The 24,993-nt window shown below is 75.7% G+C and carries 20 protein-coding genes and 2 tRNA genes; 13 read left to right on the forward strand and 9 right to left on the reverse strand.

Annotated elements, in window-relative coordinates:
• The first annotated feature begins 88 nt into the window (after nt 1–88).
• From ABWU78_RS03695 to ABWU78_RS03710, 4 genes are all read left to right on the forward strand, one after another.
• Complete coding sequence (locus tag ABWU78_RS03695) at nt 89–1,159, forward strand: hypothetical protein (RefSeq protein ID WP_439157578.1); 1,071 nt, start codon at nt 89–91, stop codon at nt 1,157–1,159.
• Nucleotides 1,156–2,871 (forward strand): DNA polymerase Y family protein, encoded by a 1,716-nt coding sequence (locus ABWU78_RS03700; RefSeq protein ID WP_439157579.1) that lies wholly within the window; start codon nt 1,156–1,158, stop codon nt 2,869–2,871. The genes ABWU78_RS03695 and ABWU78_RS03700 overlap by 4 nt, the downstream gene beginning before the upstream one ends.
• The gene (locus tag ABWU78_RS03705; RefSeq protein WP_439157580.1) at nt 2,864–6,571 is read left to right on the forward strand and encodes an error-prone DNA polymerase; all 3,708 of its coding nucleotides are present in this window, start codon (nt 2,864–2,866) and stop codon (nt 6,569–6,571) included. The genes ABWU78_RS03700 and ABWU78_RS03705 overlap by 8 nt, the downstream gene beginning before the upstream one ends.
• A gap of 165 nt (nt 6,572–6,736) precedes the next feature.
• On the forward strand, nt 6,737–7,018 hold the full coding sequence (locus tag ABWU78_RS03710; RefSeq protein ID WP_253049887.1) for an NDUFA4 family protein: 282 nt from the start codon (nt 6,737–6,739) through the stop codon (nt 7,016–7,018).
• A gap of 59 nt (nt 7,019–7,077) precedes the next feature.
• Here the strand turns inward: ABWU78_RS03710 and ABWU78_RS03715 are convergent, their stop codons facing one another.
• From ABWU78_RS03715 to ABWU78_RS03725, 3 genes are all read right to left on the reverse strand, one after another.
• Nucleotides 7,078–7,479: a hypothetical protein gene (locus tag ABWU78_RS03715; RefSeq protein ID WP_253049885.1), complete on the reverse strand. Its 402-nt coding sequence runs from the start codon at nt 7,477–7,479 to the stop codon at nt 7,078–7,080.
• Nucleotides 7,480–7,541: 62 nt separating this feature from the next.
• Nucleotides 7,542–8,483: a serine protein kinase RIO gene (locus ABWU78_RS03720; protein ID WP_439157581.1), complete on the reverse strand. Its 942-nt coding sequence runs from the start codon at nt 8,481–8,483 to the stop codon at nt 7,542–7,544.
• A 280-nt stretch (nt 8,484–8,763) separates the two neighbouring features.
• Entirely contained in the window at nt 8,764–9,591 is an 828-nt protein-coding gene (locus tag ABWU78_RS03725; RefSeq protein WP_439157582.1) for a metal-dependent hydrolase, read from the reverse strand.
• Nucleotides 9,592–9,916: 325 nt separating this feature from the next.
• On the opposite strand from ABWU78_RS03725, the gene ABWU78_RS03730 reads away from it, so the two are divergent.
• From ABWU78_RS03730 to ABWU78_RS03765, 8 genes are all read left to right on the forward strand, one after another.
• Nucleotides 9,917–10,048: a hypothetical protein gene (locus tag ABWU78_RS03730; protein ID WP_290444594.1), complete on the forward strand. Its 132-nt coding sequence runs from the start codon at nt 9,917–9,919 to the stop codon at nt 10,046–10,048.
• 153 nt (nt 10,049–10,201) lie between these two features.
• A tRNA-Arg gene (locus ABWU78_RS03735) sits at nt 10,202–10,273 on the forward strand.
• Between the two features lie 44 nt (nt 10,274–10,317).
• Nucleotides 10,318–10,393, forward strand: a tRNA-Arg gene (locus tag ABWU78_RS03740).
• A gap of 118 nt (nt 10,394–10,511) precedes the next feature.
• Nucleotides 10,512–11,684, forward strand: coding sequence for an RtcB family protein (locus tag ABWU78_RS03745; protein WP_439157646.1), 1,173 nt, complete (start codon nt 10,512–10,514; stop codon nt 11,682–11,684).
• A 309-nt stretch (nt 11,685–11,993) separates the two neighbouring features.
• Nucleotides 11,994–13,439, forward strand: a complete 1,446-nt coding sequence (locus ABWU78_RS03750) for a ThuA domain-containing protein (RefSeq protein ID WP_353709123.1) — start codon at nt 11,994–11,996, stop codon at nt 13,437–13,439.
• A gap of 211 nt (nt 13,440–13,650) precedes the next feature.
• Nucleotides 13,651–14,706, forward strand: a complete 1,056-nt coding sequence (locus ABWU78_RS03755) for an Ig-like domain-containing protein (protein WP_439157583.1) — start codon at nt 13,651–13,653, stop codon at nt 14,704–14,706.
• Complete coding sequence (locus ABWU78_RS03760; RefSeq protein ID WP_439157584.1) at nt 14,652–15,500, forward strand: DUF5979 domain-containing protein; 849 nt, start codon at nt 14,652–14,654, stop codon at nt 15,498–15,500. The genes ABWU78_RS03755 and ABWU78_RS03760 overlap by 55 nt, the downstream gene beginning before the upstream one ends.
• A gap of 121 nt (nt 15,501–15,621) precedes the next feature.
• Nucleotides 15,622–17,586, forward strand: a complete 1,965-nt coding sequence (locus tag ABWU78_RS03765) for a zf-HC2 domain-containing protein (protein WP_439157585.1) — start codon at nt 15,622–15,624, stop codon at nt 17,584–17,586.
• Between the two features lies 1 nt (nt 17,587).
• Here the strand turns inward: ABWU78_RS03765 and ABWU78_RS03770 are convergent, their stop codons facing one another.
• From ABWU78_RS03770 to ABWU78_RS03790, 5 genes are all read right to left on the reverse strand, one after another.
• Entirely contained in the window at nt 17,588–18,181 is a 594-nt protein-coding gene (locus tag ABWU78_RS03770) for a CueP family metal-binding protein (protein WP_439157586.1), read from the reverse strand.
• Nucleotides 18,182–18,291: 110 nt separating this feature from the next.
• Complete coding sequence (locus ABWU78_RS03775) at nt 18,292–19,341, reverse strand: phosphotriesterase family protein (protein WP_439157587.1); 1,050 nt, start codon at nt 19,339–19,341, stop codon at nt 18,292–18,294.
• Nucleotides 19,338–20,444 (reverse strand): DMT family transporter, encoded by a 1,107-nt coding sequence (locus ABWU78_RS03780; RefSeq protein ID WP_439157588.1) that lies wholly within the window; start codon nt 20,442–20,444, stop codon nt 19,338–19,340. The genes ABWU78_RS03775 and ABWU78_RS03780 overlap by 4 nt, the downstream gene beginning before the upstream one ends.
• Nucleotides 20,445–20,480: 36 nt before the next feature.
• Complete coding sequence (locus ABWU78_RS03785) at nt 20,481–21,401, reverse strand: ribokinase (protein ID WP_439157589.1); 921 nt, start codon at nt 21,399–21,401, stop codon at nt 20,481–20,483.
• Nucleotides 21,401–22,144 (reverse strand): glutamine amidotransferase, encoded by a 744-nt coding sequence (locus ABWU78_RS03790; RefSeq protein ID WP_439157590.1) that lies wholly within the window; start codon nt 22,142–22,144, stop codon nt 21,401–21,403. Before ABWU78_RS03790 ends, ABWU78_RS03785 begins: the two co-directional genes overlap by 1 nt.
• A 173-nt stretch (nt 22,145–22,317) precedes the next feature.
• Here ABWU78_RS03790 and ABWU78_RS03795 point away from each other — a divergent pair, with 173 nt between their 5' ends.
• Complete coding sequence (locus tag ABWU78_RS03795) at nt 22,318–23,340, forward strand: LacI family DNA-binding transcriptional regulator (RefSeq protein ID WP_290444590.1); 1,023 nt, start codon at nt 22,318–22,320, stop codon at nt 23,338–23,340.
• Nucleotides 23,341–23,503: 163 nt separating this feature from the next.
• Here the strand turns inward: ABWU78_RS03795 and ABWU78_RS03800 are convergent, their stop codons facing one another.
• Nucleotides 23,504–24,844: an APC family permease gene (locus ABWU78_RS03800; RefSeq protein ID WP_439157591.1), complete on the reverse strand. Its 1,341-nt coding sequence runs from the start codon at nt 24,842–24,844 to the stop codon at nt 23,504–23,506.
• Nucleotides 24,845–24,993: the final 149 nt, after the last annotated feature.

Raw genomic sequence — 24,993 nt, forward strand, 5'->3', positions numbered from 1 at the left:
TGTTCGAACGAAGGGTGGGTGCAGAACGACGCCCCCAGCAGTCGACGCGCGGTGCGCGTCCCGTCCGAGCAGCATCCCGGGAGGCGAGATGACCCTTCTCGCCGACCCCGCCGAACGGGCGGGGGCACCAGGCCCGACGGCTGCGGCCGTCGACAAGGCCGAGCGCGCCCGCGCCGTCCTGCGCCGTGCGGAGGAGCGTACGGGCGTCCGCCGACACCGTCCCGTCGTCGCCCCCGCAGCCCCGGGACCGCGCACCGCCTCCGCCGCACCGGCCGTCGTCCCGCGCGCCGGGACTGCTCTCCTCGCCGAGGTCGCCCCGCTCGCGGACGCCGCCGTGTCGCCGGTCGTGCGACCCGCCCCCGCGCTGCCCGACCCTCCGGCGCGCTCCCGCGGCCGCCGCGTCGCGATGCGGGACACGAACCGGGACGCGATCCCGGACGAGCGGGTGTGGCCGGTGCACGACGCGCTCGCGCCGCTCCTCCCGCTCGGCGCCCTGCAGCGCGGCACCGTGCTGGCGGTGCGCGGCTCGACGAGCCTCCTGCTCGCGCTCGTCGCGCGGCCGTCGCGGGCCGGGGCGTGGACCGCCGCCGTCGGGTTCCCCGCCGTCGGGCTGCTCGCGGCCGCCGACGCCGGCGCGGACCTCGACCGCGTCGTGCTCGTCCCGCGACCTGGACCGGACGCGGCGCTCGCGATCTCGGCGCTCGTCGACGGCCTGGACGTCGTGGTCGTCGGGCCCGACGCCGCCCTCACCGACCCCGACCGACGGCGCCTGGCCGCGCGGGCGCGCGAGCGCGGGGCGCTGCTCGTCGCCGCGGGGACGTGGCCGGGCGCGCACGTCGCGCTCACCGTGACGGGCGGCGGCTGGTCCGGGGCGGACCGCGGGGCGGGCTGGCTGCGCCGTCGCACCCTCGTCGTCGAGCGCGCGGGCCGCGGGGGAGCCGCGCGCCCCGCGCGGCTCGAGGTCGAGCTCCCGCTCGTCCACGAGGACTGGCCCGCGTTCCTCGCCGAGGACGTCCGCGGCACCCGGCCCGCGGCCGGGGCCGGCGCCACCGTGGCCGAGACCGCTGCGACCGCCCACGAGGCCGCTCACGGGACCGCCGCCGGCCCCGTCCGGGCCGACGACCCCGACCGGCCCTCCCGGCTCCGGCTCGTCGGATGACCACGAGCCCGACCCGCACGGCGGCCCTGTGGGTGCCGGACTGGCCGGTGCTCGCGGCGATGGCGGTGCGCGACGTCCCCGCGCACGTCCCCGCCGCGACGCACGACGGCCGCCGCGTCGTCGCCGTCTCCGCGACCGCGCGCGCCCAGGGCGTGCGCCGGGGCATGCGCCGCCGTCGGGCCCGCGAGTGCTGCCCCGAGCTCGAGCTGCTCGACGTCGACGACGCGCGCGACGCCCGCGAGTTCGAGCCCGTGGCGCTCGCGGCCGAGACCGTCGTCGCCGGGCTGGAGATCACCCGGCCCGGCCTGCTGCTCCTGCCCGCCGCCGGGGCGAGCCGGTACCACGGGTCGGACGCCGCGCTCGCGGAGGCGCTCGTCGCGCGCGTCGCCGAGCGCACCGGGCACGAGAGCCAGGTGGGCGTCGCCGACGGCATCCTCGCCGCCGTGCTCGCCGCGCGGGACGCCGCCGTCGTCCCGCCCGGCCGCTCCGCCGCGTTCCTCGCGCCCCGGCCCGCGCGCGACCTCGTGCACGTCACCGCCCGGCCGGACGCCGCCGTCGCGGTCGACGAGCTCGTCGACCTCCTGGGCCGGCTCGGCGTGCGCACCCTCGGGGCGCTCGCGGCCCTGCCGCCCGCGACCGTCGAGGGGCGCTTCGGCGACCTCGGCGCGTGGGCGCACCGGCTCGCGCGCGGCGAGGACCTGCGCCCGCCCGCGCGGCGCCGCGTCGAGCCCGACGTCGCGGTGAGCGCCGAGCTCGACCCGCCCGCCGAGCGCGTCGACGTCGCGACCTTCGCCGCGCGGCGGCTCTCCGAGGACCTGCACGACCAGCTCGTCGCGCGCTCGCTCGTCGCCGGGCGCCTGCGCATCACGGCGCGGACCGTCGAGGGCGACGACCTCGAGCGCACCTGGCGGCTCGACGGGCCGGGCGCGATGAGCCCGGCGCGCCTCACGGACAAGGTCCGGTGGCAGCTCGAGGGCTGGCTCACCACCACGTCCGTCCGCGCCGGGCGCGCGGCCCGGGCCGGGCGTCGAGGCGGCGAGCACGGCTCGCCCGGCGGGGCCGACGTCGTCCCGGGGGTCGCGCCGCTGGCCCGTCTGTCCCTCACGGCCGAGGAGGTCGTGCCCGCGGGGGCGGAGCAGCCGCGCCTGTGGGGCGCGTCGAGCGGCGAGGACGCGCGCGCCCACCGCGCGCTCGGGCGCGTGCAGGGCATCCTCGGGGGCGACGCGGTCCTGTGCGTCCAGGTCCAGGGCGGCCGCGACGCGACCGACCGCGTGCACCTCGTGCCGTTCGGGGAGGACGTCGTGCGCCCGCGCGACCCGGCCCTGCCGTGGCCCGGCGCGCTGCCGAGCCCCGCTCCCGCGCTCGTGCCCGTCGAGCCGCAGGACGTCGTCGTGCTCGACGACGCCGGGCGGCCCGTCGTCGTCGACGCGCGCCTCGCGATGAGCGGCGAGCCCGCGACCGTGCGGTGGCCGGCCCCCGCGCCGGAGGAGGGCCCGCGCCGTGCGGCGGCGCCCCGGGACGAGACGGCGCTGCCCGGGCCCGGGTCCGCGCGCGCCGTCGTGGACTGGGCCGGGCCGTGGCCGCTCGCCGAGCGCTGGTGGACGCCCGCGCCCCGGCGCCGCGTGCACGTGCAGGTCCTGCTCGACGACGGCCGCGGCCTGCTCCTCGCGAGCGCGCGCGGGCGGTGGACCGTGGAGGGCCTGTATGACTGACCGGACCACCGGCCCCCGCTACGCCGAGCTGCACGCGCACTCCGCGTTCAGCTTCCTCGACGGCGCGTCCCACCCCGAGGAGCTCGCCGCCGAGGGCGCGCGGCTCGGGCTGTCGGCGCTCGCGATCACCGACCACGACGGCCTGTACGGCGTCGTGCGCTTCGCCGAGGCCGCGCGCAAGGTCGGGCTCCCCACGGTCTTCGGGGCCGAGCTGCACCTTCCGGCGCCCACGGCCACGGGTGCGCCCGTGCTCGACCCGCCCACCGGCGTGCCCGACCCGCGCTCGACCCACCTGCTCGTGCTCGCGCGCGGCACGCAGGGCTACCGCAACCTGTCGCGCGCCATCGCGACCGCGCACCTCGCGACCGGGACCAAGGGGGCCGCCGACTACCGCCTCGACCAGCTCGGCGAGGAGGCCGCGGGCCAGTGGCTCGTGCTCACCGGCTGCCGCAAGGGTTCGGTGCGCCGCGCGCTCGTCACGTCCGGACGTGCCGCGGCGCGTCGCGAGCTCGACCGGCTCGTCGCCGTCTTCGGCGCCGACAACGTGGCCGTCGAGATCACCACGACCGACGACCCGCGCGACGCCGACCTGCACGCGGCGCTCGCCGACCTCGCCGCGGACGCCCGGCTGCCGCTCGTCGCGACGACCGCCGCGCACTACGCCCACCCGCGCGACGCCGACCTCGCGGGGGCGCTCGCCGCGGTGCGCGCGCGCTCGTCGCTCGACGACCTCGACGGGTGGCTGCCCGGCGCCCCGACGACCCACCTGCGCTCGGCGGCGGAGATGCTCGCGCGCCACCCCCGGCACCCGCAGGCCGTCGCGACCGCGGCCGCGCTGGGGGACGAGTGCGCGTTCGACCTGCACCTCGTCGCACCCGACCTGCCGCCCTACCCGGTGCCGGACGGGCACACCGAGGCGACCTGGCTGCGCGAGCTCGTGCGGCGCGGCGGCGAGGACCGGTACGGGCCGCGCGGCCAGGAGAAGATCACGGGCGCGTGGGCGCAGATCGACCACGAGCTGCGCGTCATCGAGGACCTGCACTTCCCGGGGTACTTCCTCGTGGTCTACGACCTCGTCGAGTTCTGCCGCAGGAACGGGATCCTCGCCCAGGGGCGCGGCTCGGCCGCGAACTCCGCGGTCTGCTACGCGCTCGGCATCACGGCCGTCGACGCGGTGAAGCACGGCCTGCTGTTCGAGCGCTTCCTCGCGCCCGAGCGCGACGGCCCGCCGGACATCGACATCGACATCGAGTCGGCGCGGCGCGAGGAGGTCATCCAGCACGTCTACGCGACGTTCGGCCGCACGCACGCCGCGCAGGTCGCGAACGTCATCTCCTACCGGCCCAAGTCGGCGGTGCGCGACGCGGCCCGGGCGCTGGGGTACGACGTCGGGCAGGCCGACGCGTGGAGCAAGTCCATCGAGCGCTGGGGGTCGCTGCGCGGCCCCGACCCGTCGTCGCCCGCGGCCGACCGCAAGGCCAAGGAGGTCGCCATCGCGACGAAGACCGCCGAGAAGGACGCCGAGAAGGCTCGCCTGTGGGGGTCGCGCGACGTGGGTTCGGCGGGGAGGGAGGCGGGGTCGTCGCGCACCGGCACCTCCCGCGCCGCCGCCTCTCGCGACGAACGTCCGCACACCGGGCGTCGTGGCGACTGGTCGCCCGACCTGAGCGGCCGGGGCGCGCGGCGACCGCGCGTCGTCGACCCGCTCGCGGTGGACGAGGGCGACGTCCTGCGCGCGGACGACACGCACGACGTCGTGCCCGCGCACCGGCCGCCGTCGGCCGCGCAGGAGGGCGAGATCCCGGACGCGGTGCTCGACCTCGCCGACCGGATGCTGCGCCTCCCGCGGCACCTGGGCATCCACTCGGGCGGCATGGTCATGTGCGACCGCCCCGTCATCGAGGTGTGCCCCGTCGAGTGGGCGCGCATGGAGGGCCGCACCGTCCTGCAGTGGGACAAGGAGGACTGCGCGGACGCGGGGCTCGTGAAGTTCGACCTCCTGGGACTCGGGATGCTCACGGCGCTGCGCATCGGGTTCGACCTGGTCGAGCGGCACGAGGGCGGCCCGCGCCTCGCGCTGCACACGCTGCCGGAGGACGACCCGGCGGTGTACGACCTGCTGTGCGCGGCCGACACCGTCGGCGTGTTCCAGGTCGAGTCGCGCGCGCAGATGGCGACGCTGCCGCGGCTGCGTCCCCGAAAGTTCTACGACATCGTCATCGAGGTCGCGCTCATCCGCCCCGGGCCCATCCAGGGCGGGTCCGTGCACCCGTACATCAACCGCGCGCGGGGGCGGGAGGAGGTGACGTTCCTGCACGACCTCCTGCGACCGTCGCTCGGCAAGACGCTCGGCGTGCCGCTGTTCCAGGAGCAGCTCATGCAGATGGCGATCGACGTCGCGGGCTTCTCCCCGAAGGAGTCCGACCAGCTCCGGCGCGCGATGGGGTCCAAGCGGTCCGTCGAGCGCATGGAGGAGCTGCGGGGGCGGCTCATGGACGGGATGCGGAAGAAGGGCGTCACGGACCCGGCCGTGCGCGAGGAGATCTACGACAAGCTCAAGGCGTTCGCCGACTTCGGGTTCCCCGAGTCGCACGCGTACTCGTTCGCGTTCCTCGTCTACGCGAGCTCGTGGCTCAAGGTGCACCACCCCGCCGCGTTCTACGCGGGACTGCTCGCGGCGCAGCCCATGGGGTTCTACTCGCCGCAGTCTCTCGTGGCGGACGCGCGCCGCCACGGCGTCACCGTGCTGCGCCCCGACGTCAACGCGTCCGACGCCGAGGCGACGGTCGAGCGGCTGCCCGCCGACCGTGCGGCTGCGCCCGCCGACGGTACCGACCGTCCTGGCGCCCGGACGAGCGACAGCCGCATGCTCGGCGGGGAGGTGCGGGTCGACACCGCGTTCGGGCCGGAGCCCGACCTGACGCTCGCGGTGCGGCTCGGGCTCGCGAGCGTGCGCGGGCTCGGCAAGGACGCGGCCGAGCGCGTCGTCGCGGCGCGTGGGACGCCGGGGGAGGGGCGGCCGTTCAGCGACCTGCGCGACCTCGTGCGGCGCGTCGACCTCACGACCGCCCAGCTCGAGGGGCTCGCGACCGCCGGTGCGACGGACTGCCTCGGCGTGACCCGGCGCGAGGCGCTGTGGGCGGCCGGCGCTCTCGCGCAGGAGGGTCCGGGGACGCTGCCGGGCGTGAGCGTCGGCGTCGAGGCGCCGGCGCTGCCCGGCATGACCGACGTCGAGACCGCCGTCGCCGACGTGTGGGCCACGGGCGTGTCCGCCGACTCCTACCCGACGCAGTACGTGCGCGACGGCCTCACCGCGGCCGGGGTGCTCACCGTCGTGGGCGCGGTCGCGGTGTCGCGCGAGATCGAACGCGTCGACGAGGCGGAGCGCGCCGCGGGCGAGGTGCCCGGGACGCGCCCCCACCCGTCGTCGCGCGTCGCGGTGGGTGGCGTCGTCACGCACCGTCAGCGACCCGGGACGGCCGGGGGCGTGACGTTCCTGTCGCTCGAGGACGAGACGGGGATCCTCAACGTCGTGTGCTCGCCGGGGCTGTGGCAGCGGTTCCGGAAGGTCGCGCGCGGGTCCGCGGCGCTCGTCGTGCGCGGGCGGCTCGAACGGGCCGACGGCGCCACGAACCTCGTCGCGGAGCACCTCGCCCCGCTCTCCCTCCAGGTCGCGACGACGTCGCGCGACTTCCACTGACGCCGCGCCCGGGCGTGCGGTCCGACGCCCCGGCTCCGGAACCTCGGGGTCCTTGCGCTCCGGAGCGCGGTCCCGTGGTAGGAACGGACCGGACGCAGGCCCCGTCGCCGCGCGCGACGACGGGTCGGCACCCGCGCACCGGCTCACCGACGAGAGGACCCTGCGATGCCACCCCGTCTGACTCCCCGCACGATGCTCTGGACCGGGCTGGCGCTCGCGGTCGTCGGCGAGCTGTTCCGCAGCGTCCTCCTCCCGCGCGTGATGTTCAGCGTGCCCGTGCCGCTGGGCGTCCTCGAGGCCGCCTCCGTGCTGCTGCACGTCGTGTTCACCGGCGGCATCGTGCTGGCCGCCGGCTCGTTCCTGGTCCGGGCGCTGCAGCCCGACGACTCCCCGCGCAAGGAGGCGACCCCGACCCCGTGGGAGGACCGCGACAACCGGCTGTCCTGACCGGCGACCTGTCGGCGCGCCACGGATCCCTGGGCCCGTGACGCGCTGACCGGTCGACGCTACGGAGCGACCGGCGCGGTGACGCAGACCTCGAACGTGTCGCGCGCGCGGCGCAGCAGGTAGCGGACCTCCTGCGCCTCCTGCTCGTTGGCGTACTCGTCGCGGTAGCTCCAGCGCGCGTGCGCCCACACGAGCGCGTCGCCCACCTCCTCGACGCCGACGAGGTGGGCCACGACGCCCACGAGCCCGCGCTCGCGGAACCCGCGGGCGAGCTCGGCCGTCGACTCCCGTACGGACTCCGGGTCGGCGAGGAGCACCGACCCGGTCGCTCCGACGACGAGCGCGGGGAACGCGTAGCTCTCGCCGATCGTGTCGAGGTCACCCGTCGAGAGCGCGACCCCGTAGGTCGTGAGGAACGTCTGGACGTCGTCGGCGTCGAAGGACTCGGTGGTGGGTTCCATGCTCCCGTTCTACCGCGTCCGTCCGGCGTCGGCGCGGTCGCGGCGCGGAGGGTGCGGTGCGGTCACCACGCCTCGGCGAGGAGGAGCGCGAAGAGCTCGTCGGCGTCGGTCTCCAGACCTCGCGCGGCGAACCACGCGGACATCGTGCGGCAGTCGCGCAGCAGGAGCTCGGTGCCGAACGGGTTGGCCACGAGGTCGACCACCTGCGGCAGGTCGATGATGACGAGCCGGTCGCCGTCCGCGAGGACGTTGTACGGGGAGAGGTCGCCGTGCGCGAAGCCGAGGCGTGCCAGCACCGCCATCCCGTCGCGGAGCTGGTCCCACCACGACGCGAGGAGGTCCGGGTCGGGCCGCGTGCGCGCGAGCCGTGGCGCGGCCTCGTGCGCGACGCCGTCCGACGTGCCGACGAACTCCATGAGGATCTCGTTGCCGTCGATCTGCACCGGGTAGGGCACGGGGGCGCCGGCCGACCACAGCTCGCCGAGCGCGGCGAACTCCGCCGCCGCCCACTGCCCGGCCGCGACCTGGCGGCCGTAGCGAGACTTGCGGTCGAGCGCGCGCCGGTCGCGCGTGCGGCGCACGCGGCGGTCCTCGGTGTAGACGGTGTCGCGCCGGAACGCGCGGTGGTCGAGGTCCCGGTAGCGCTTGGCGGCGAGCAGCGAGCGCCGGGCGGCGTCGTCGGGGACGGCGCGCTCGACGAGGAACACGTCCGCCTCCTTGCCGGTCTTGAGCACGCCCAGCTCGGTGTCGACGGCCGCGTCGGCGGTGACCACCCAGTCGGGGCGCGGCTCGGGTCCGCGCTGCCCCTTCTCGACGGCGGACCACGTGGACCAGCGCTGGTCGTCGCCGAGCGCGGCGTCGAGGACGCCCGTGGCGGCACCGGCGTCGTCGAGGTCGGCGGCGTCGTCATGGCGCCGCAGGCGGCGGGGCGGGGGAGTGCGGGGGTCACCCGCGAACGTCGGCGGGAGGTACGGGTCGGGGTACAGCAGGTCGTGCTCGGGCACGGGTGGGCTCCTTCGGGCGGGGAGCGCACGGCGCTGCCGTCGCCTCGGGGGCGAGCGGCGGGCGCGGGCCGTCTCACGGGACGGGCCCTGGACCGTCTAGCGGCGGTCGGTGCTCCCGGGGGTGGTGGACACGCGAGCGTGGGTCGTCCAGCTCATGGCGTTCCTCCTTCCTCCGGTGCCCGACGGCGCGGGCGACGTCCCGTGACCGTCCCACCCGGGCGCGGCCCGGGGCAAGCGAATTACCGTCGGTCGTCGGTCGTCGGTCGTCAGGCGGGACGGCTCACGCGGCGCCGGTGGTCAGCGCCTGGATCGCCGACGCGACGCGCTCGTACGTCCCGTAGGTGTCGTAGCCCATCTGGTCGAGCGCGGACCACACGAACCCGACCGTCGCGTAGAGGCCGACGGCCGTCGCGAGGATCCACTCGCGCACGGAGCCGGTGTCGCCGAGCAGGGGCAGGGCGAAGCTGCCGCTGGGGCGCCACACGTCGTCGACGACGAGGGACCGACGCACCCAGCGTGGGGAGCGGATCTTCACCGGCCACAGCAGCGGCGCGCCGTTGGTCGTGAGCACGTCGCCCAGGATGTGCACGGTCACGCCGATCCCGACGGCGACCGGGAGCCAGTTCCACTCCTCGGGGGAGAAGAGCGCGACGAGCACCGCGACGGTGAGCGACGTGACCCACGGCATGAGCTTGCCGCGCCGCGTGAGCTTGAGCGCCTTGAGCGCGAGGGCGACGAGCAGGACCGCGAGGAGGCCGCCGCCCACGTAGACCGTGCCGAAGCTCTCCGTCTCGACCGTGACCAGCCCGACGAGCCACGCGAGCGCCGTGAACACCGCGATGCCGAGGAACGAGTGCGTGCCCTGCCGGTGGCCGCCGGAGACCGTCTCGACGGCGTCGGACACCCACTCGCTCACGGGCGGGAGCGAGTGCGCGAACGTGCCGTTGTGGTGGTCCGCGTCCGGGAGGAGGGCGGCCCCGGCGCACACGACGGCGCCCGTCATGACGCCGACCGACGACACGGGGTGCCAACCGAGCGCGAACGGGGCGGTGGACGTCACCGCCACCCAGGCGGCGGCTCCGGTCGCGGCGTGGTGGGCGCCCATCATGGCGGCGGGTCTCCTGTCGTCGGCCCGGCCGGGTGGTTCGTCGGCGTCGGGGGGTGTTGTCCGGAACGTCCGGAACCCTACCGGGTGCCGCCGACAGCGCCGGAGGGCCGTCAGGGCGCGGATGTCCCGGTGGGGAAAAGTGTGCCAAGCGCCGACGAGCCCGGGAGGGGGCCGCCGGGCCGGCCCCGGACGGCGGAGCTCGCAGCGCATTTCCGATGAATTCTGGAAATGAGGTTGTGTCGAACGGAAAAGGCGCGTACGGTCTTCCTCGGTCGACGACATTCCGGTGCGTGGGCCACCCGACATGACCGAGAGGAGCAGTGCCGTGCGCGAACCCGTCCAGCAGGACCGGCGACGTCCCGTGCTGCCCTGCGAGCAGCCGCGCGTCGTGCTGCCCGCGGTGTATCTCGGCGTGTCCTCGTTCCTCGCCGGCGACTCCGGCGGTCCTGTCGTCTGACCCAGCGTCGCACGACAGGCCGTCCCGGACATCGCCGGGACGGCTTTTTTCTTGTGCATGAACGCGCCCCGGCCGGGGCGTATTTCTCGTGCTGCCATTCTGCTCTTTTCGCCGCCGGTGCGCATTTGTCGTGCGCCTGTGGAGAGGAGCACTGCCTTCGTGGTCCAACGGACACGACGCCGCTCTACGGAAGCGGAGACGGGGGTTCGACTCCCTCCGAGGGCACCTGGACGCCTCGCGTCCCGTCTGCTCGACGTTAAGGAGCACCAGCGCGCGTAGCTCAGCGGACAGAGCGCCGGCTTCCGGAGCCGGGCGGCGGGGGTTCGAGTCCTCCCGCGCGCACCAGCGCCGCCCCTCCGGGGCGGCGTCGTGATCGTCAGGACGACCCGAGGAGGTCAGCACCGTGAGCACCGAGGCCCACGCGTTCCCCGTCCCGCTCTCCGGTGCGAAGGCGCCCACCCTCATGTGGGCGCACGAGCACGCCGTCGAGCCCGCCGCGCTGCAGCAGCTGCGCAACATCGCGGCGCTGCCGTGGGTCGAGGGCGTGCGCGTCATGCCCGACGTCCACCTGGGCAAGGGCGCGACCGTCGGCTCGGTCATCGCCATGCGCGACGCCGTGTCGCCCAACGCGGTCGGCGTCGACATCGGCTGCGGCATGATCGGCGTCCGCACGTCGCTCACGGCCGAGGACCTCCCTGACGACCTCGGGCCGGTCCGTACGCGCATCGAGGCGGCGATCCCCGTCGGGTTCCACGCGCACGACGAGCCGGTCGACCCACACCGGCTGCGCTCGATCTCCGGGCGTGGCCCGGCCGAGGTCGCACGCGGCGCGGACGCCTTCTGGTCGCGGTTCTCCGGGCTGCACGGACGGGTCTCGGACATCGAGAGTCGGGCGCGCCGCCAGCTCGGAACGCTTGGTGGAGGCAACCACTTTGTTGAGTTGTGTGTGGATGAGTCCGGTTCTGTGTGGCTCCAGCTGCACTCGGGGTCGCGCAACATCGGCAAGACGCTCGCCGAGCAGCACGTCGCCGTCGCGAAGCGCCTCGAGCACAACCGGGGGCTCGTCGACCGCGAGCTCGCGGTGTTCCTCGGCGGGACGCCGGAGATGGACGCGTACCTGGCCGACCTGTGGTGGGCTCAGGAGTACGCGGCGCGGTCGCGCGCGGTCATGATGACGCTCGTGGCCGACGCGGTGCGCGCGTCGTTCCCCGGTCGCGAGATCGCGTTCGACGAGGCCGTGAACGTCCACCACAACTACGTCGCGGTCGAGCGCGTCGACGGGCAGGAGCTCGTCGTGACCCGCAAGGGCGCGATCCGGGCCGGGAAGGGCGACCTCGGTCTCATCCCCGGGTCCATGGGCACCGGCTCGTACATCGTGCGCGGGCTCGGGAACCCGGAGTCCTACTGGTCGGCGTCGCACGGCGCGGGCCGTCGCATGTCCCGCACCAGGGCGAAGAAGACCTTCACGGTCGACGACCTCGCCGCCCAGACAGCCGGCGTGGAGTGCCGCAAGGACGCCGGGGTGCTCGACGAGATCCCGGGTGCGTACAAGGACCTCGACGAGGTCGTCCGCGCGCAGTCCGACCTCGTCGAGGTCGTCGCCCGCCTCACGACGCTCCTCTGCGTCAAGGGCTGACCACCGACCAGGCGGTCCCGGCGCGTCGAGCGAGTGGTCGTGGCGCGTCCGCTCAGCCGGACGTGCCACGACCACCTGCTCGACGGGGGCGGTCGTCTCGGGGTGGGAGCGGGTGAGATCGGTGCGCCACGGTCGTTGAGTCCTTGACTTTTGATCGGTCGCCGTCAAAACTCGCGGCATCGGCAGCAGCCGACGTCCACGCACGCAGGAGTGCGCGCCGCCGGGCCTGGAGATGTCCCCTGGAGATCGACCGGCGGTCGGCCGGGGCCGGCGCCGGCCAGCGCTCTCGACGACGAGGGAGAAGCACGCATGGATTTGTTCAGCGGTACGACGGTCAGGCGGGCGGTGGCGGCCGCGGTCGCGCTGCCCCTCGCGGGAGGGGCGACGCTCGTGGCCGCGGGGCCGGCGGCCGCCGACGAGGAGGACTACAAGATCCTCGTCGTCGGCAAGACGCTCGGGTTCCGGCACTCGCACATCGACGACACGACGCGCGCGCTGATCGAGCTCGGTGAGGACAACGGTTTCACGGTCGACGTGTGGGACCCGCCGAACGACTCCGCGGGCTGGTGGGGGAGCGGCTCGCCGGGCCAGCCCGACCTCACGCTCGACTCGACGCCGTTCACGAGCGCGGAGGACCTGTCGCAGTACGCGACCCTGGTCTTCGTCTCGCCGGTCGACAACACCAACTCGCTCGACCCGGCGGCGCCGCGCCTGCTCGACGACACCGAGCTCGCGGCGCTCCAGGGCTACATCCACGACGGCGGCGGGTTCGTCGGGCTGCACGCCGCGACCGACACGATGCACACCGTCCCCTGGTACAGCGAGCTGACGGGCGGCGGCGCGCGGTTCGTCAGCCACCCGCAGCAGCAGACGGCGACGATGCGCGTCGAGAGCCCGTCGCACCCCTCGACCGCGCACCTGCCGGCCGTCTGGGAGCGGTTCGACGAGTGGTACAACTACTCGGTCAACCCTCGCGCGGACGTGCACGTGCTCGTCACGCTCGACGAGTCGACGTACTCGCCCGGCAACGGCGCGATGGGCGAGGACCACCCGCTCTCGTGGTGCCAGAACTTCGAGGGCGGCCGCTCCTGGTACGAGGGCGCCGGGCACACCGACGAGTCCTGGACGGACCCCCTCTTCCGCGAGCACGTGCTCAAGGGCGTCGAGTGGACCGCGGGCGTCGTCGAGGGCGGCGGCAACTGCGTGACGTTCCCCGAGGTCGACGGCGTCGTGGCCGGCCTGGACACCTCCGCGGTGGGCGACAGCGTGATCGCGGGCGCGATCAGCTCGCTGCTCGGCAGCGCGCGCGCCGCGGCCGAGGCGGGCGACCCCGCGACCGCGGTCCAGGTGCTCGGCGGCGCGCGGTCGCTCGTCGACCACCTGTCCGCGGCCGCGGGAGACCGGGACCTGCTCGCGTCCAAGATCGACGACCTCGTCGACTGGCAGACCGGGCTCGTCGACGACGGCCCGGCGATCGACCTCGCGGCCGAGGCCGAGCTGCGGACCATGGGCGGCAAGCAGTACGTCGCCGTGCGCGTGCTCAACGAGGACGACGCCCCCGTCGACATCACTCTCGCGACGCCGTACGGCAGCAAGGAGTACGCCGACGTGGCGCCCGGGAAGAACGCCTACCAGGCGTTCGCGACCCGGCTCGTCGAGGCCCCGGCCGGAGAGGTGACCGTCACGGCCACCGTCGAGCGCGACGGCGAGACCGTCACCGAGGAGATCGTGCTCGCGTACGCCGGCACGGCCTGACGCGTCGCTCCGCGCACCCGACGGCGCCCGTCGCACCTGCGTGCGACGGGCGCCGTCGTGCGTCCCGGCACGGCCACGGCGCCCCGGGCCGGGCTGGCCGGGCCCCCGCTCCGCCGTCGAGCCGGTGTGACGTGCGACACGCCGCGTGATGATCCGCCTCGCGTCGCGTCCTCACTCCTGGACGACCGTCCAGAAGTGAAGGAGAACCGCCGTGCCCCCCACCGCCCGCCCCCCGCGCGCGAGCACCTCGCCCGCGCGCCGCGCCCTCGCCGGCGCGGTCGCGCTGCTGCTCGCCCTGCTGGGCCTCGCCGCCGTCCCCACGGCCGCGAGCGCCACCGAGCTCGACGCGATCACCGGCGTCGAGATCACCCGACCCACCGGGGAGATCCACCAGTGGGACTCGATCCGCCTCGACGCCACCTGGGCCGTGCCCGACGGCGCGCGCCCGGGCGACACGTTCCGCCTCGCGCTCCCCACGAGCCCCCGCATCGTCGGGTTCACCGACACGTTCGACCTCGCCGACCCCTCGGGGGCGGTGGTCGGATCGTGCACCGTGGACGAGTCGCAGTTCGTCTGCACGCTCGGCGACTACGTCGCGACGCACACGGGGGTCGCGGGGACGCTGTTCTTCTGGGCCCAGGTCACCGAGACGACCGACGCCGACGTGCTCGTGTTCACCACGGGCGGCGGCGTCGAGATCCGCGTCGACGTCCCCGGCGGCATCGGCGAGGGCGAGGGCGGCGGAGGCTGGCAGCCGCCCACCTACCCCGTCAAGGGCGGGTGGTACGACCGCTCGGCCGACGTCGTGCGCTGGGACGTGTACGTGCCCGGCCAGTACCTCACCGGCCCGGACGGCGACCCGGTCGTGCTCACGGACACGTTCGACCCGCGCCTCACCCTGGTCGAGGGCAGCGTCGGGGCGCTCGCGGTGCCCGTCGACCGCTGGGACGACGGCGACTTCTGGGACGCGGGCTTCTGGATGGATCCTGCGGACTACGTCGTCGAGACGGGACCGGCCGCGAACCAGTTCCGGTTCAGCGTGCCCGACGCCCACGGAGCCGACTACGTCTACGTGCTCACGTACGCGACCGCGGTCCCCGACGACGCGCGCGACGGCGACCGGTACGAGAACACGGTGACCGGCCTCGCGGTCGGCGACGTCGAGGCGTCCGCGGAGTACGCGGGCGCCGGCGGGACCGGCGGGGCGAGGGCGTGCGCTCGATCCGGCTCACCAAGCAGCTCGACGGCGACGCCGCGGAGGGCGTGACCGGTCCGTTCGGGTTCGAGCTGGTCTGCACCGACGCGGACGGCGAGACGCTGGCCGGGTTCCCCCGTGCCGCCACGCTCTCCGCGGGGGGCACGACGACGTTCGCGGGCGTGCCGGTGGGTGCCGTGTGCGGGCTGACCGAGACGGACGACGGCGGAGCCGACCGCGTGACCTTCGCCCCCGCCGGCCCGATCGAGGTCACGGCGGCCTCGCCCGCGACGATCGACGTCGTCGCGACGAACACCTTCGACGCGCACGTCGGGGGGATCGCCGTGACCAAGCGCGTGACGGGGGCCGCCGCCGACGCCGTGGCCGAGGGGACCACGTTCGTCGTCGCCTACGCGTACGAGGGTCCCGAGGGCGAGGTGACCGGGGAGCTGGTCGTCACCGACGGGTCCACGGCGTCGCTCGCGGACCTGCCCGCGGGCACGGTCGTCACGCTCGCCGAGGCCGCTCCCGCGGCGCTCGACGGGGTGGCGTGGCGGGCGCCGTCGTTCTCCGGAGAGGGGGTCGAGGTGCTCGCGGACGGTGCGGCGCGCGTCGTGGCCGGCGACGGCACGACGGCGGAGGTCGTCCTGACGAACGAGGCCGACGTCCCGGACGTGCCCGCCGAGCCCGGCGGCCCCGCGGAGACCGCCGAGCCCCCGGCACCCGGGACGCAGCCCAGCACGCCGGCCCCGAACGGGGCCCTGGCGGTCACCGGCACGACCCTCGGTGTCGCGGCCCTCGTCGCGGCCCTGCTCGTCGCGACCGGGGCGGTGGTCGTCGTCGCGCGGCGCCGCGCCCGGGCCTGAGGGACCTGGGCGGGGTGACGTTCGTCACCGCGAGGCCGTCCCGGCGTCATGATCGTGCGCCGGGGCGGTCTCTCCCCCAGAGGGGTCGCGCCGACCGCGCTGCCCCGGACGAGAGGCGACCATGCACGCGCACCACCAGACCGCAGCCGTCGGCACCCGGGCCGGCGCGGTCTCGCACGACGAGCACGACGTCGAGCCCGCTCCCGCGCGGGACGACGTCGAGCTCGCCGACGCCGTGCGCGCGGGGGACGTCGACGCCTACGCGGAGCTCTGGGGGCGCCACGCCGGGGCCGGGAGGGCCGCGGCGCGGCGTCTCACCGCGACCTACGACCCCGACGACCTCCTCCAGGAAGCGTTCGCGCGCATCCTGCACGCCCTCCAGGCGGGGGCCGGCCCGACGGGCCCGTTCCGCCCCTACCTCTACACGACCCTGCGCGCGGTCGCCGCGTCGTGGTCGCGCACGCCCGCCCCGTTCCCCGTCGACGAGGTCCCCGAGGTCGCCGACGCGCGGGACGCCACGACCGAGGTGCTTGAGCGGTCGGTCACGGTGCGGGCGTTCCGACGTCTGCCCGAGCGCTGGCAGTCCGTGCTCTGGTACACGGAGGTCGAGGGGATGGAGCCGCGCGAGGCGGGGCCGCTCCTGGGCCTGTCCGCGCCCGCCACGGCCGCGCTCGCGTACCGGGCGCGCGAGGGGCTGCGCCGGGAGTGGCTGCAGGCCCACGTCGAGACCGACGCCGTCGCGCCGGATTGCCGCTGGACGGCCGAGCGCCTGGGCGACCATGCGCGCGGCACGCTCTCGCCGAGCGCCCGCGACCGCGTCGAGGACCACCTGACGGGGTGCCTCGCGTGCTCGATCCTCGCCGAGGAGGTGGACGACGTCGCCTCGCGCCTGCGCCTCGTGCTGCTGCCGCTCGTCCTCGGCGTGCCGGCCGCCCTCGGGGCCGCGGGCACGGTGGTCGCGCCCACGGCCGCCACGGCCGCCGCGTCCCCGGTCGCCCCGGCCGCCACGTCCCACGCCGCGGCCACCCCGGTCGCGACCTCCGCCGGCGCGGGCGGCGCTGCCGGCGCGCTCCCGGGCCTCGTCCTCGGGGGCGTGGCGGCGACGGTCGTCGCGGCGGTCGTGGGCGTCGGCGCCGTCGCCGGGTGGTGGGGCGGCGGCGAACCGACGCCGGCAGCAGGCCAGGCCGTGGGCGCGCTCGCCTCCCCGGGCGTGCAGGCCGACGAGGTGCCGGCCGCCCCCGCCGCGCCCGAGGACGAGGCGCACGGGCCGGCCGTCGAGCCCGGCACGGCGCCCGACGCCGCCCCGGACGCCGCCCCGGGCCCCGCCGACGTGCCCACGACGGGCCCGCTCGACCCCGGGCCGGTACCCAGCACCGGGAGGGCGACGCCCCCCGTCACAGGGCCGTCGATCCCGGCGGTCGGGATCCCTCCCACCCCGGCCCCACCGCCCGCGCCGGAGCCCCCGGAACCGGACCCCGGCACGGACCCGGGCACGGAGGAGCCCGCGCCGCAGCCCCCGGCGGCCCCGGTCGTCGCGTCGGCCCCGGCGCCCGGTGCGCTCGCGGTGTTCCCGGTGCTGCGCGGCACCGGCGCCCCCGGCGCGACGGTCCGGGTCCTGGACGCGGCGGGCGCCGTCGTCGGGACGGCAGAGGCCGGGCACGACGGCGCGTGGGAGGCGGTCGCCGACGGTCTCGGCGCCGCGGGCGAGCACCGGCTCCGGGTGGTGCAGGTGGTCGAGGGCGTCACGTCCGCGCCGTCCGTGCCGCTGGGGCCGTTCGCCTTCGACGTGCCCGTGCTGCTCTCGCCCGGCCCCGGGGCGACGGTCACGGGACGGCCTTCCGGCCTGCCGTGGGAGCCCACGGGCTACGCGGTCGACGCCGAGATCGCCGGGACCCCCGGGCTGGTCGTCGAGGCCTTCGTCGACGATCGTCCGACGGGCAACCTCCACACGCTCGCCGACGCGCCGCTGGTCCGGCAGGTGACCGGGCTCTCGCTCGGCGAGCACTCGCTCGGGCTGCGCGTCGTCGACCCCGCGACCGGGGAGCACGGCCCCGTCGTCACGACGCGCTTCACCGTCGTCGGCTGAGTCAGACGAGCTGCAACGACGTGAGGCAGGTGGGGTCGTCGGCGCCGGTCGAGACGGTCGTCGTGCCGACCCGTCCCTCGTGCTCCACGCGCAGCTCGGCGTCCACGTCGCGCGGGAGCCAGAGGCCGACGAACCCGTTCGCGCCGAGCGTCGTGTCCTCCTCGACGAGGACCTCGCCGGTCGCCGCGTCGACGACCGTGACGGACACGGGCTCGTCCGCGAGCTCGCCCTGGCACGTCGTCAGCGAGTGGTAGAAGCACTCGTGCGTCTCGTCCACGAAGGGCGCGACGGAGAGGTAGAACGTGTCCTCGGGCAGCGGGACCGTGGTCTCGTACGTCTCGTCCGCGAGCACGAGCTCCGCCGCGCGGACCGAGGCGACGAGGTCGGTCGGCCGGTCGGCCGTCTCGAGGCCTTCGAGCCGGTCCACCACCTCCTGGCCGCTGAGCCCGGCGAGGTCGTGACGGTCGAGCAGCGCGTCCAGCGCGGAGGGTTCGGGGGAGTCGCCGGACCCGCCGGAGCAGCCGGCGAGCACGAGGGCGGTGGCGGCCACGGCGGCCACGGCGGCCACGAGGGTCGGGAGGGCACGTCGTCTCATGCGCCGATCCTCTCAGAGCGCGACGCCCTGACCAGGGCCGGAGGTCCCGGGCGCGCCGACGGCCGGGACCCGTGCGGGTCCCGGCCGTGCGGGTGGCGGAGGGCGTCGCGTCACGCGGTGAGCATCGCCACCGGGTTGTCGTGGGTGAGCCGGGCGAGCACGTCGCGCGGCACGCCGCGCGACGCGAGCATCTCCGTGAAGACGGTCGGGACGTACGCGAACCCGTTGCCGCCGTGCTGCACCCACATCTGCTTGAGGAACACGTCGTGGCTGAGCAGCACCTGGCCCGCGTGGCCGGCCTCGACGAGGCGCTGCACCGCGGTCGCGGTCGTGTGCGGGTCGGGGGACACGCCCTCCTTCGGGAAGGTGATGTCCATGCCGACCATGTCGAACTCGAGCCAGACGCCGCGCTCGGCCACGGACCGCTGGTAGTCCGGGTCGTCGGCGGACGGGTCCATGTGGCACAGCACGACCTTCTCCGGGCGCACGCCCACCTCGTCGAGCACGAGGTCGAGCACCTCGTGCGCGCGGCGCTGCCAGCCGGGCAGGTGGACCTGGAGCGCCACGTGCGGGTGCTCGCGCTGCGCGAGGGCCGCCGCGCGCAGCGACGCGGCCTCGCCCGCGGTGAACGACGGCGAGACGCCGATCTCGCCGATGATGCCGGGCCGCACGCCGGTCCCGCCGATCCCGTCGGCGAGCTCCGCGACGATCGCGGACGCCTGCGCGTCCACGGCCGCCGCGGCGATGCGGTCGCCCTCGAACTTCTCGAGGTACGCGCCGCAGCCCGCGACCACGTGCAGGCCCGTCCGGCGGGCCACCTCCGCGAGCCGCTCCGGGTTGCGCCCGATCGCGGCGCTCGACGTCGCGTCGACGATCGTGCGCCCGCCCAGCGCCGCGAAGCTCTCGAGCTCCGCGGCGACCGCGGCGACCGGCTTGTCGGCGATGTTGTCCGCGCAGCAGTACGGGTCCTGGCGCAGCGCCCACGCGACCGACGCGGAGACCGGGGCCTCGACGACCGCCGCGGAGAAGCGGTAGCTCGGCGGGTCGAGCACCCCGGACAGGTCGTTGAAGAGGTGCTCGTGGGGGAGCGTGAGGCCGAGGTCCGCGGCCGCGGCGCGGCCGGTGACCGTCTGCACGTGGCCGGCGGGCGTGACGCTCATCGCCGGCTCGCCTCGCCCGGCTCGCCGCCCGCGACCGCCGCGGCCACGGCGTCCTCGTGCGCGCCGTCGCCCGGCTCGTCGGGGTGGGCCGCCTTGCCCGACGGGATCATGCCGATCCCGGCGGCCACGAGCGCGACGACGGTGCCGACGACGGTCGCGACGTGGACGGTGTGCCCGAGCGCCGGGATCGCGGCGTCCAGGACGAGCGAGCCGACGAGCTGGCCCGCGACCGACGCGAGGCCCAGCAGCAGCAGGCCGAGGCCGCGCACCAGGAGCGCCATGAGCGCGATGGACAGCAGGCCGAGCGGCCCGCCCAGGTACATCCACCACTCGCTCGGGAGCTGGAAGTCGACGCCGCCCGTGGCCGCCCGCACCAGGTAGGCGATCAGCAGGGCCGTGAAGCCCACGAGGAAGTTCCAGCCGATCGAGACGAGCATCGACCCGGTGACGTCGGCGACGGCCGCGTTCCCGGCCGGCTGCCAGCCCGCGAGCAGGCCGCCCACGAACGGCATGATCGCCAGGACGATCGTGTGCGGCACGGAGAAGCTCGGCGAGATGACGACGACGGTCGCCGCGATGGCGAGCGCGGCGCCCAGGAGTCGCGTCGCGGTGAGCGGCTGCTTGACCGACGCCGTGACGCCGAGGCGGTCGCAGATGACGCCGGAGATCACGAGGCCGGAGATGAGCGAGATCTGGAACGTGGCCACACCGAGGACGCCGACGGTGACGCCCTCGGAGAGGACGATGACGGCGCCGCACAGGCCCGCGAGGTAGTTCCACCACGGGATGGTGCGCGAGCGGATCAGGCCGGGGATCGCGAGCGCCTCGCGCCGGGTGGCGGGGCGCGCGAACACGACGACGAACATGAGGACCAGGCCGGTCCCGAACGAGATGAGGGCGGCGGCGTGCCCGTCGCCGATCGTCTTGCCGAGCTGGCCGTTGACGGCCGCCTGCATCGGGCCGAGGGCCCCCGCGAGGACGGTCGCGACGACGAGCAGGGCGGTCGCGGTGTCCTTGACCCTGCTGCGGCGGGCTGACGAGTTCAGAGCACCTCCCTGAGTGCCGGACGGGGAACCGGTGGTCGCCGGCGTGGTGTGCTTCATTGCGTGACCGTGCCTTCCTCCGACGGTACGTCGGACTTAGCTGTGGAGCGGAATCCTGGTGCCCTCGGGGGCCAGGTCGGCGGCGCGCGGCAGGGAGTCGACGGCGCCGTGGCGGGTGGTGGTCGAGGCGGCGACGTGCGCCGCCCAGCGGGCGGACTCGACGAGGTCGCCGCCGTGGAGGAGGCCGTCCGCGAGCGCCGCGCAGAACGAGTCGCCGGCGGCGGTCGTGTCGACGGCGTCGACGCGCTCCGCCGGGACGGCGACTGGTGCGCCTCCTGCGGGGACGACGAGCGCGCCGTCGGCCCCGAGGGTGACGACGACGTCCCCGGGGTGGTCGAGCGCGCGCACCATGGCGAGCACCTCGTCCTCGCCGGCCGGCTCGGTGGTCGCGCCGACGAGGGTCGCGAGCTCGAACCGGTTGGGCACGAGCACGCGGAACGCGGCGCGCACGGGGGCGGGCAGCGGGACGGCGGGCGCCGGGTTGAGGACCGTGGTGCCCGTCGCGGTGGCGGCGACGGCGCGCAGGGCGCCGAGCGGCGTCTCGCACTGGCACAGGACGGCGGCCGCGTCGCGGACGAGGTCGGCGCGCTCGGCGACGAACGCCTCGTCGACGACGGCGTTCGCGCCGGGCTCGATGACGATCGTCGACTCGGGCTGCTCCCACAGCACGACGGCGACGCCGGTGGGGCGGTCCGCCGTCGCGAGGCCGTCGAGGACGAGGCCCTCGACGGCGAGGCGGCGGCGGATGGCGCGGCCGTCGTCGTCGTCGCCGACGGCGCCGACCATGGCGACGCGCCGGCCGAGCCGGGCGGCGGCGACCGCCTGGTTGGCGCCCTTGCCGCCGGGGGAGCGGACGAGGCCCGTCGCGGAGATGGTCTCGCCCGAGCGGGGCAGGCGGTCGACGGTCAGCCTGAGGTCCATGTTCAGGCTGCCGACGACCACCACCTCGGGCGTCATCAGCCCGCGAGCCAGGTGACGGCCTGGCCGAACAGCGGGCCGTAGCCGACCCAGTCCATGAACTCGCGCGGGGCCCAGTGCGGGGAGATGTCGGAGGCGAACGCGAGCGTGCGCCCCTCGCCCTCGGTGCGGACGGCGACGAGCGGGCGGCCCTCGATGGTGGCCAGGACGGTCGCGTCGGACTTGGCGGTGAGGCGCTGGTAGCCGAGGAGGATCGGCCACTCGCGGTCGAGGCCCGCGGTGACGGGGTGCTCGACGTCGGTCAGGGTGCCGCCGATGCCCTCGGGGGTCTCCTCGCGGTCGTCGTACGGGAGGATGTCGACGGGCAGGACGGCCTCGACGGCGGTGCCGTGGTAGTTGGCCTTGGCCTGGAAGCCCTGGAAGCTGAGGTAGCCGCCGGCCATCATGAGGCCGCCGCCGCGGCGGACCCACTCGGCGAGGAGCTTGAGCCGGTTCGGGAACGGGCGCCCCTGGGAGAACACGACGGGCGGCAGCAGGAGCGAGTTGGCGCCGATGTCGGACAGGATCACGACGTCGTAGGCGTCGAGCTCGTCGAGCGTGGAGGGGAAGTCCTCGGCGACGAGGTGCGAGGGGAGGTGCGTGACCTCGTGGCCCTCGGCGGCCAGCGCCTCGAGCAGGCGCGCGCACCCGACCTCGAGCTGGGCGTGGGGGAACGCGTCGTACCCCTTGTAGTCGGTGGTCGCGTTGATCCACGACTCCCCGGCGAGCAGAACCCGGCTCATCCCGGCCTCCTTGCGAATCTGGTCGCGCGGCGCGTCGGCGACGACGTTGCGCAACGTTGTGTGGCGTTGCGCAAGACCGTAGGGTGGGAGTGGTCGGCCTGTCAACACCGCCTGTCCGACGCGGTGCCGGTAAGGTGCAGGGAGTCTGGGACGCGAGCCGTTGGAGGGGAGCCATGACGCTCACACGTGTTGCGCAACGTGCCGGCGTGTCGGCCTCGACCGCCTCGCGCTACCTGCGCGGACAGCTCAACGTCCAGCCGGAGACGGCCGCGCGGATCGACGCCGCGGTGCGCGAGGTGGGGTACGTCGTCCCCGCGCCCGGCCCGGCGGCGCGCGAGCACGAGCGCCGCACCGGGGTCGTCGCGCTCGTCGTGCCCGACTTCGTCAACCCGTTCTTCACCGCGCTCGCGGAGGAGGTCGCACGCCTCGCGGGCGACCGCCGGGTCCCGCTCGTCGTCGCGCTGTCGACCCGGCACGGCGACGCGGAGTCGGGCCTCGGGCAGCTCCTCGCGAGCGACGGGTCGCTCGGCGGCGTCGTGTACGTGGGCATGTCGCGCACCGACGACCGGCTCGCGCGCGCCGTCGCGGACGGGCTGCCCGTCGTCGTCATCGACGAGGAGGTCGACCTCGACCTGCCCGTCGAGACCATCACCGTCGACAACTACGGCGGTGCCTACCAGGCCACGAGCTATCTCGTGCAGCAGGGGCACCGGCGCATCGCGCACGTCGCCGGACCGGCCGAGCTGTCCACGACCCAGGACCGCCTGCGCGGCTACGTCGACGCGATGCACGACGCCGGCCTCGACGTCGACCCGGACCTCGTGCGCCACGGCCCGTACACCGAGCAGTTCGGCGCCTCGACGTTCCCCTACCTCACGCGGCCCGGGAACGCGCCGACGGCCGTGTTCGTCGGCAGCGACATCGTCGCCGTCGGGATGCTGGGCGCGGCCGAGCTGCACGGCATCTCCATCCCCGACGACCTCTCGGTCGTCGGGTGCGACGGCATCCGCGTCGGCCAGTGGCTGCGCCCCAAGCTCACGACGCTCGAGCAGCCCGTCGCGGCGCTCGCGCTCGCCGCGATGGACGCGATCGAGCGGTCGATGACGGGCGAGCGTCGGACCGGGGCGCCCGCCCGCACCGTCCTGCCCCTGCACCTCGTCGTGCGGGGCTCGGTGTCGCGGCCCGCCGACCGCTGAGGGGTTCTCCGCCGTCGTACCTCACGTCGCGACCAGCGGCGGGGTGAAGACCACGACCGCAGCGCCCGCGGCTAGCGGTCCACGGGCGGCACGGAGCAAGGCGGCGCGGACCAGGTGCCGTTCTCTGCACACCGGGTCCACGGTTCCCCCTCCGTGCGGATCGTCATGCCGCGCGCGCGTCCGCGGCCCGTCGGGTCCAGCGCACGACGACGTACAGCACCGCGCCGACGGCGAGCAGGATGCCCGCGCGCAGCCACGTCACGGCGTCCTGCTGGGTGAGCAGCAGGACGCACGACGCCACGCCCAGCACCGGCACGACCGTCGCGACGCGGAAGTGCGGCGCGTCGACCGGGTCGCGCCGCAGCACGAGGACCGCGACGTTCGTCGAGGCGAAGACGAGCAGCAGGAGGAGCACGACGGTCTCGGCGAGCCCGGCCACGTCGCCCGTGAAGACGAGCCCCATGGCGACCGCCGTCGTCACGACGATCGCGACCCACGGGGTGCGGCGGTGCGGGAGCACCCGGCCGAGGACCGACGGGAGCAGGCCCTGTTCCGCCATGCCGTAGGCGAGCCGGCTCGACATGATCATCGTCAGCAGCGCGCCGTTCGCCACGGCGATCAGGGCCACGAGCGAGAACACCCACGCAGGCACGGACCCCTCGGCGTCGACGACCTCGAGCAGCGGGCCCGTGGACCCGGCGAGCGTCTGCGGGTCGACGACCGCGACGGCGGCCACGCCGACCGCCACGTAGACCACCCCGGCGGTGACGAGCGCCCCGAAGAGCGCACGCGGGTAGGTGCGCCGGACGTCGCGCACCTCCTCCGCGAGGTTCGCCGAGGTCTCGAACCCGACGAACGAGTAGTACGCGAGGATCGCCGCCGCGAGGACGGCGAGCGCCGGCGTCGTGCCCTCCGCGAACTGCGTGACCCGCCCCGGGGAGCCCTCGCCGCGGCCCAGCACGACCGCGGCCAGCACGACCACGAGGACGAGGCCGGACAGCTCGATCGCGGTCATCGCGACGTTGGCGCGCAGCGACTCCTTGATGCCGCGCGCGTTGAGCGCGGCGACGAGCGCGAGGAAGAGCACGGCCACGAGCCGGTCGGGCGCGTCGACGAAGGTCGCGAGGTAGTCGCCCGCGAACGCGAGCGAGAGCCCCGCCGCGCTCGTCACCCCGGCGGCGAGCATGGAGAACCCGACGAGGAACGACACGAGCGGGCTGCGGAACGCCCGGTCGGCGAACACCGCCGCGCCCCCGGCCCGCGGGTACTTGGTGACGAGCTCGGCGTACGAGCCGGCGGTGAGCAGGGCGAGGCCCAGCGCCACGAGCAGGGGCAGCCACACCGCGCCGCCGACCTCGCCGGCCATCTCGCCCACGAGCGCGTAGACGCCCGCGCCCAGCACGTCCCCGAGGATGAACAGGTAGAGGAGCCGGCCCCCGACCGACCGGGACAGCCGGGTCTGCGGGTCGACGGCCTGGTCCTGGGGTGCCGGGGGTGCGCTCATCGGGCCACCGTGCCACGGGCCCGTCCCGCTCGCGGCCCGGGCGGCGACGGCCCGCGGGCAGGCCGGCGGGAGCGTGTGCGAGCCAGGTGGGCCCGTGCGAGCGTGGAGGTCCCGGGTCCAGCAGCGAGCCCGTCCGCACGAGCGTGACC

Origin of the sequence: Cellulosimicrobium sp. CpK407, assembly GCF_051844275.1 — a bacterium.
Classification (GTDB): Bacteria; Actinomycetota; Actinomycetes; order Actinomycetales; family Cellulomonadaceae; genus Cellulosimicrobium; species Cellulosimicrobium cellulans_G.

Bases quoted from the DNA above. Each gene is read 5' to 3' on its own strand.
- ABWU78_RS03745 (WP_439157646.1), top strand. From the start codon at position 10,512: ATGTGGGCGCACGAGCACGCCGTCGAGCCCGCCGCGCTGCAGCAGCTG.
- ABWU78_RS03770 (WP_439157586.1), bottom strand. From the start codon at position 18,181: ATGAGACGACGTGCCCTCCCGACCCTCGTGGCCGCCGTGGCCGCCGTG.
- ABWU78_RS03725 (WP_439157582.1), bottom strand. From the start codon at position 9,591: ATGATGGGCGCCCACCACGCCGCGACCGGAGCCGCCGCCTGGGTGGCG.
- ABWU78_RS03795 (WP_290444590.1), top strand. From the start codon at position 22,318: ATGACGCTCACACGTGTTGCGCAACGTGCCGGCGTGTCGGCCTCGACC.
- ABWU78_RS03750 (WP_353709123.1), top strand. From the start codon at position 11,994: ATGGATTTGTTCAGCGGTACGACGGTCAGGCGGGCGGTGGCGGCCGCG.
- ABWU78_RS03715 (WP_253049885.1), bottom strand. From the start codon at position 7,479: ATGGAACCCACCACCGAGTCCTTCGACGCCGACGACGTCCAGACGTTC.
- ABWU78_RS03765 (WP_439157585.1), top strand. From the start codon at position 15,622: ATGCACGCGCACCACCAGACCGCAGCCGTCGGCACCCGGGCCGGCGCG.
- ABWU78_RS03780 (WP_439157588.1), bottom strand. From the start codon at position 20,444: ATGAAGCACACCACGCCGGCGACCACCGGTTCCCCGTCCGGCACTCAG.
- ABWU78_RS03775 (WP_439157587.1), bottom strand. From the start codon at position 19,341: ATGAGCGTCACGCCCGCCGGCCACGTGCAGACGGTCACCGGCCGCGCC.
- ABWU78_RS03700 (WP_439157579.1), top strand. From the start codon at position 1,156: ATGACCACGAGCCCGACCCGCACGGCGGCCCTGTGGGTGCCGGACTGG.
- ABWU78_RS03695 (WP_439157578.1), top strand. From the start codon at position 89: ATGACCCTTCTCGCCGACCCCGCCGAACGGGCGGGGGCACCAGGCCCG.
- ABWU78_RS03710 (WP_253049887.1), top strand. From the start codon at position 6,737: ATGCCACCCCGTCTGACTCCCCGCACGATGCTCTGGACCGGGCTGGCG.
- ABWU78_RS03785 (WP_439157589.1), bottom strand. From the start codon at position 21,401: ATGACGCCCGAGGTGGTGGTCGTCGGCAGCCTGAACATGGACCTCAGG.
- ABWU78_RS03705 (WP_439157580.1), top strand. From the start codon at position 2,864: ATGACTGACCGGACCACCGGCCCCCGCTACGCCGAGCTGCACGCGCAC.
- ABWU78_RS03790 (WP_439157590.1), bottom strand. From the start codon at position 22,144: ATGAGCCGGGTTCTGCTCGCCGGGGAGTCGTGGATCAACGCGACCACC.
- ABWU78_RS03800 (WP_439157591.1), bottom strand. From the start codon at position 24,844: ATGAGCGCACCCCCGGCACCCCAGGACCAGGCCGTCGACCCGCAGACC.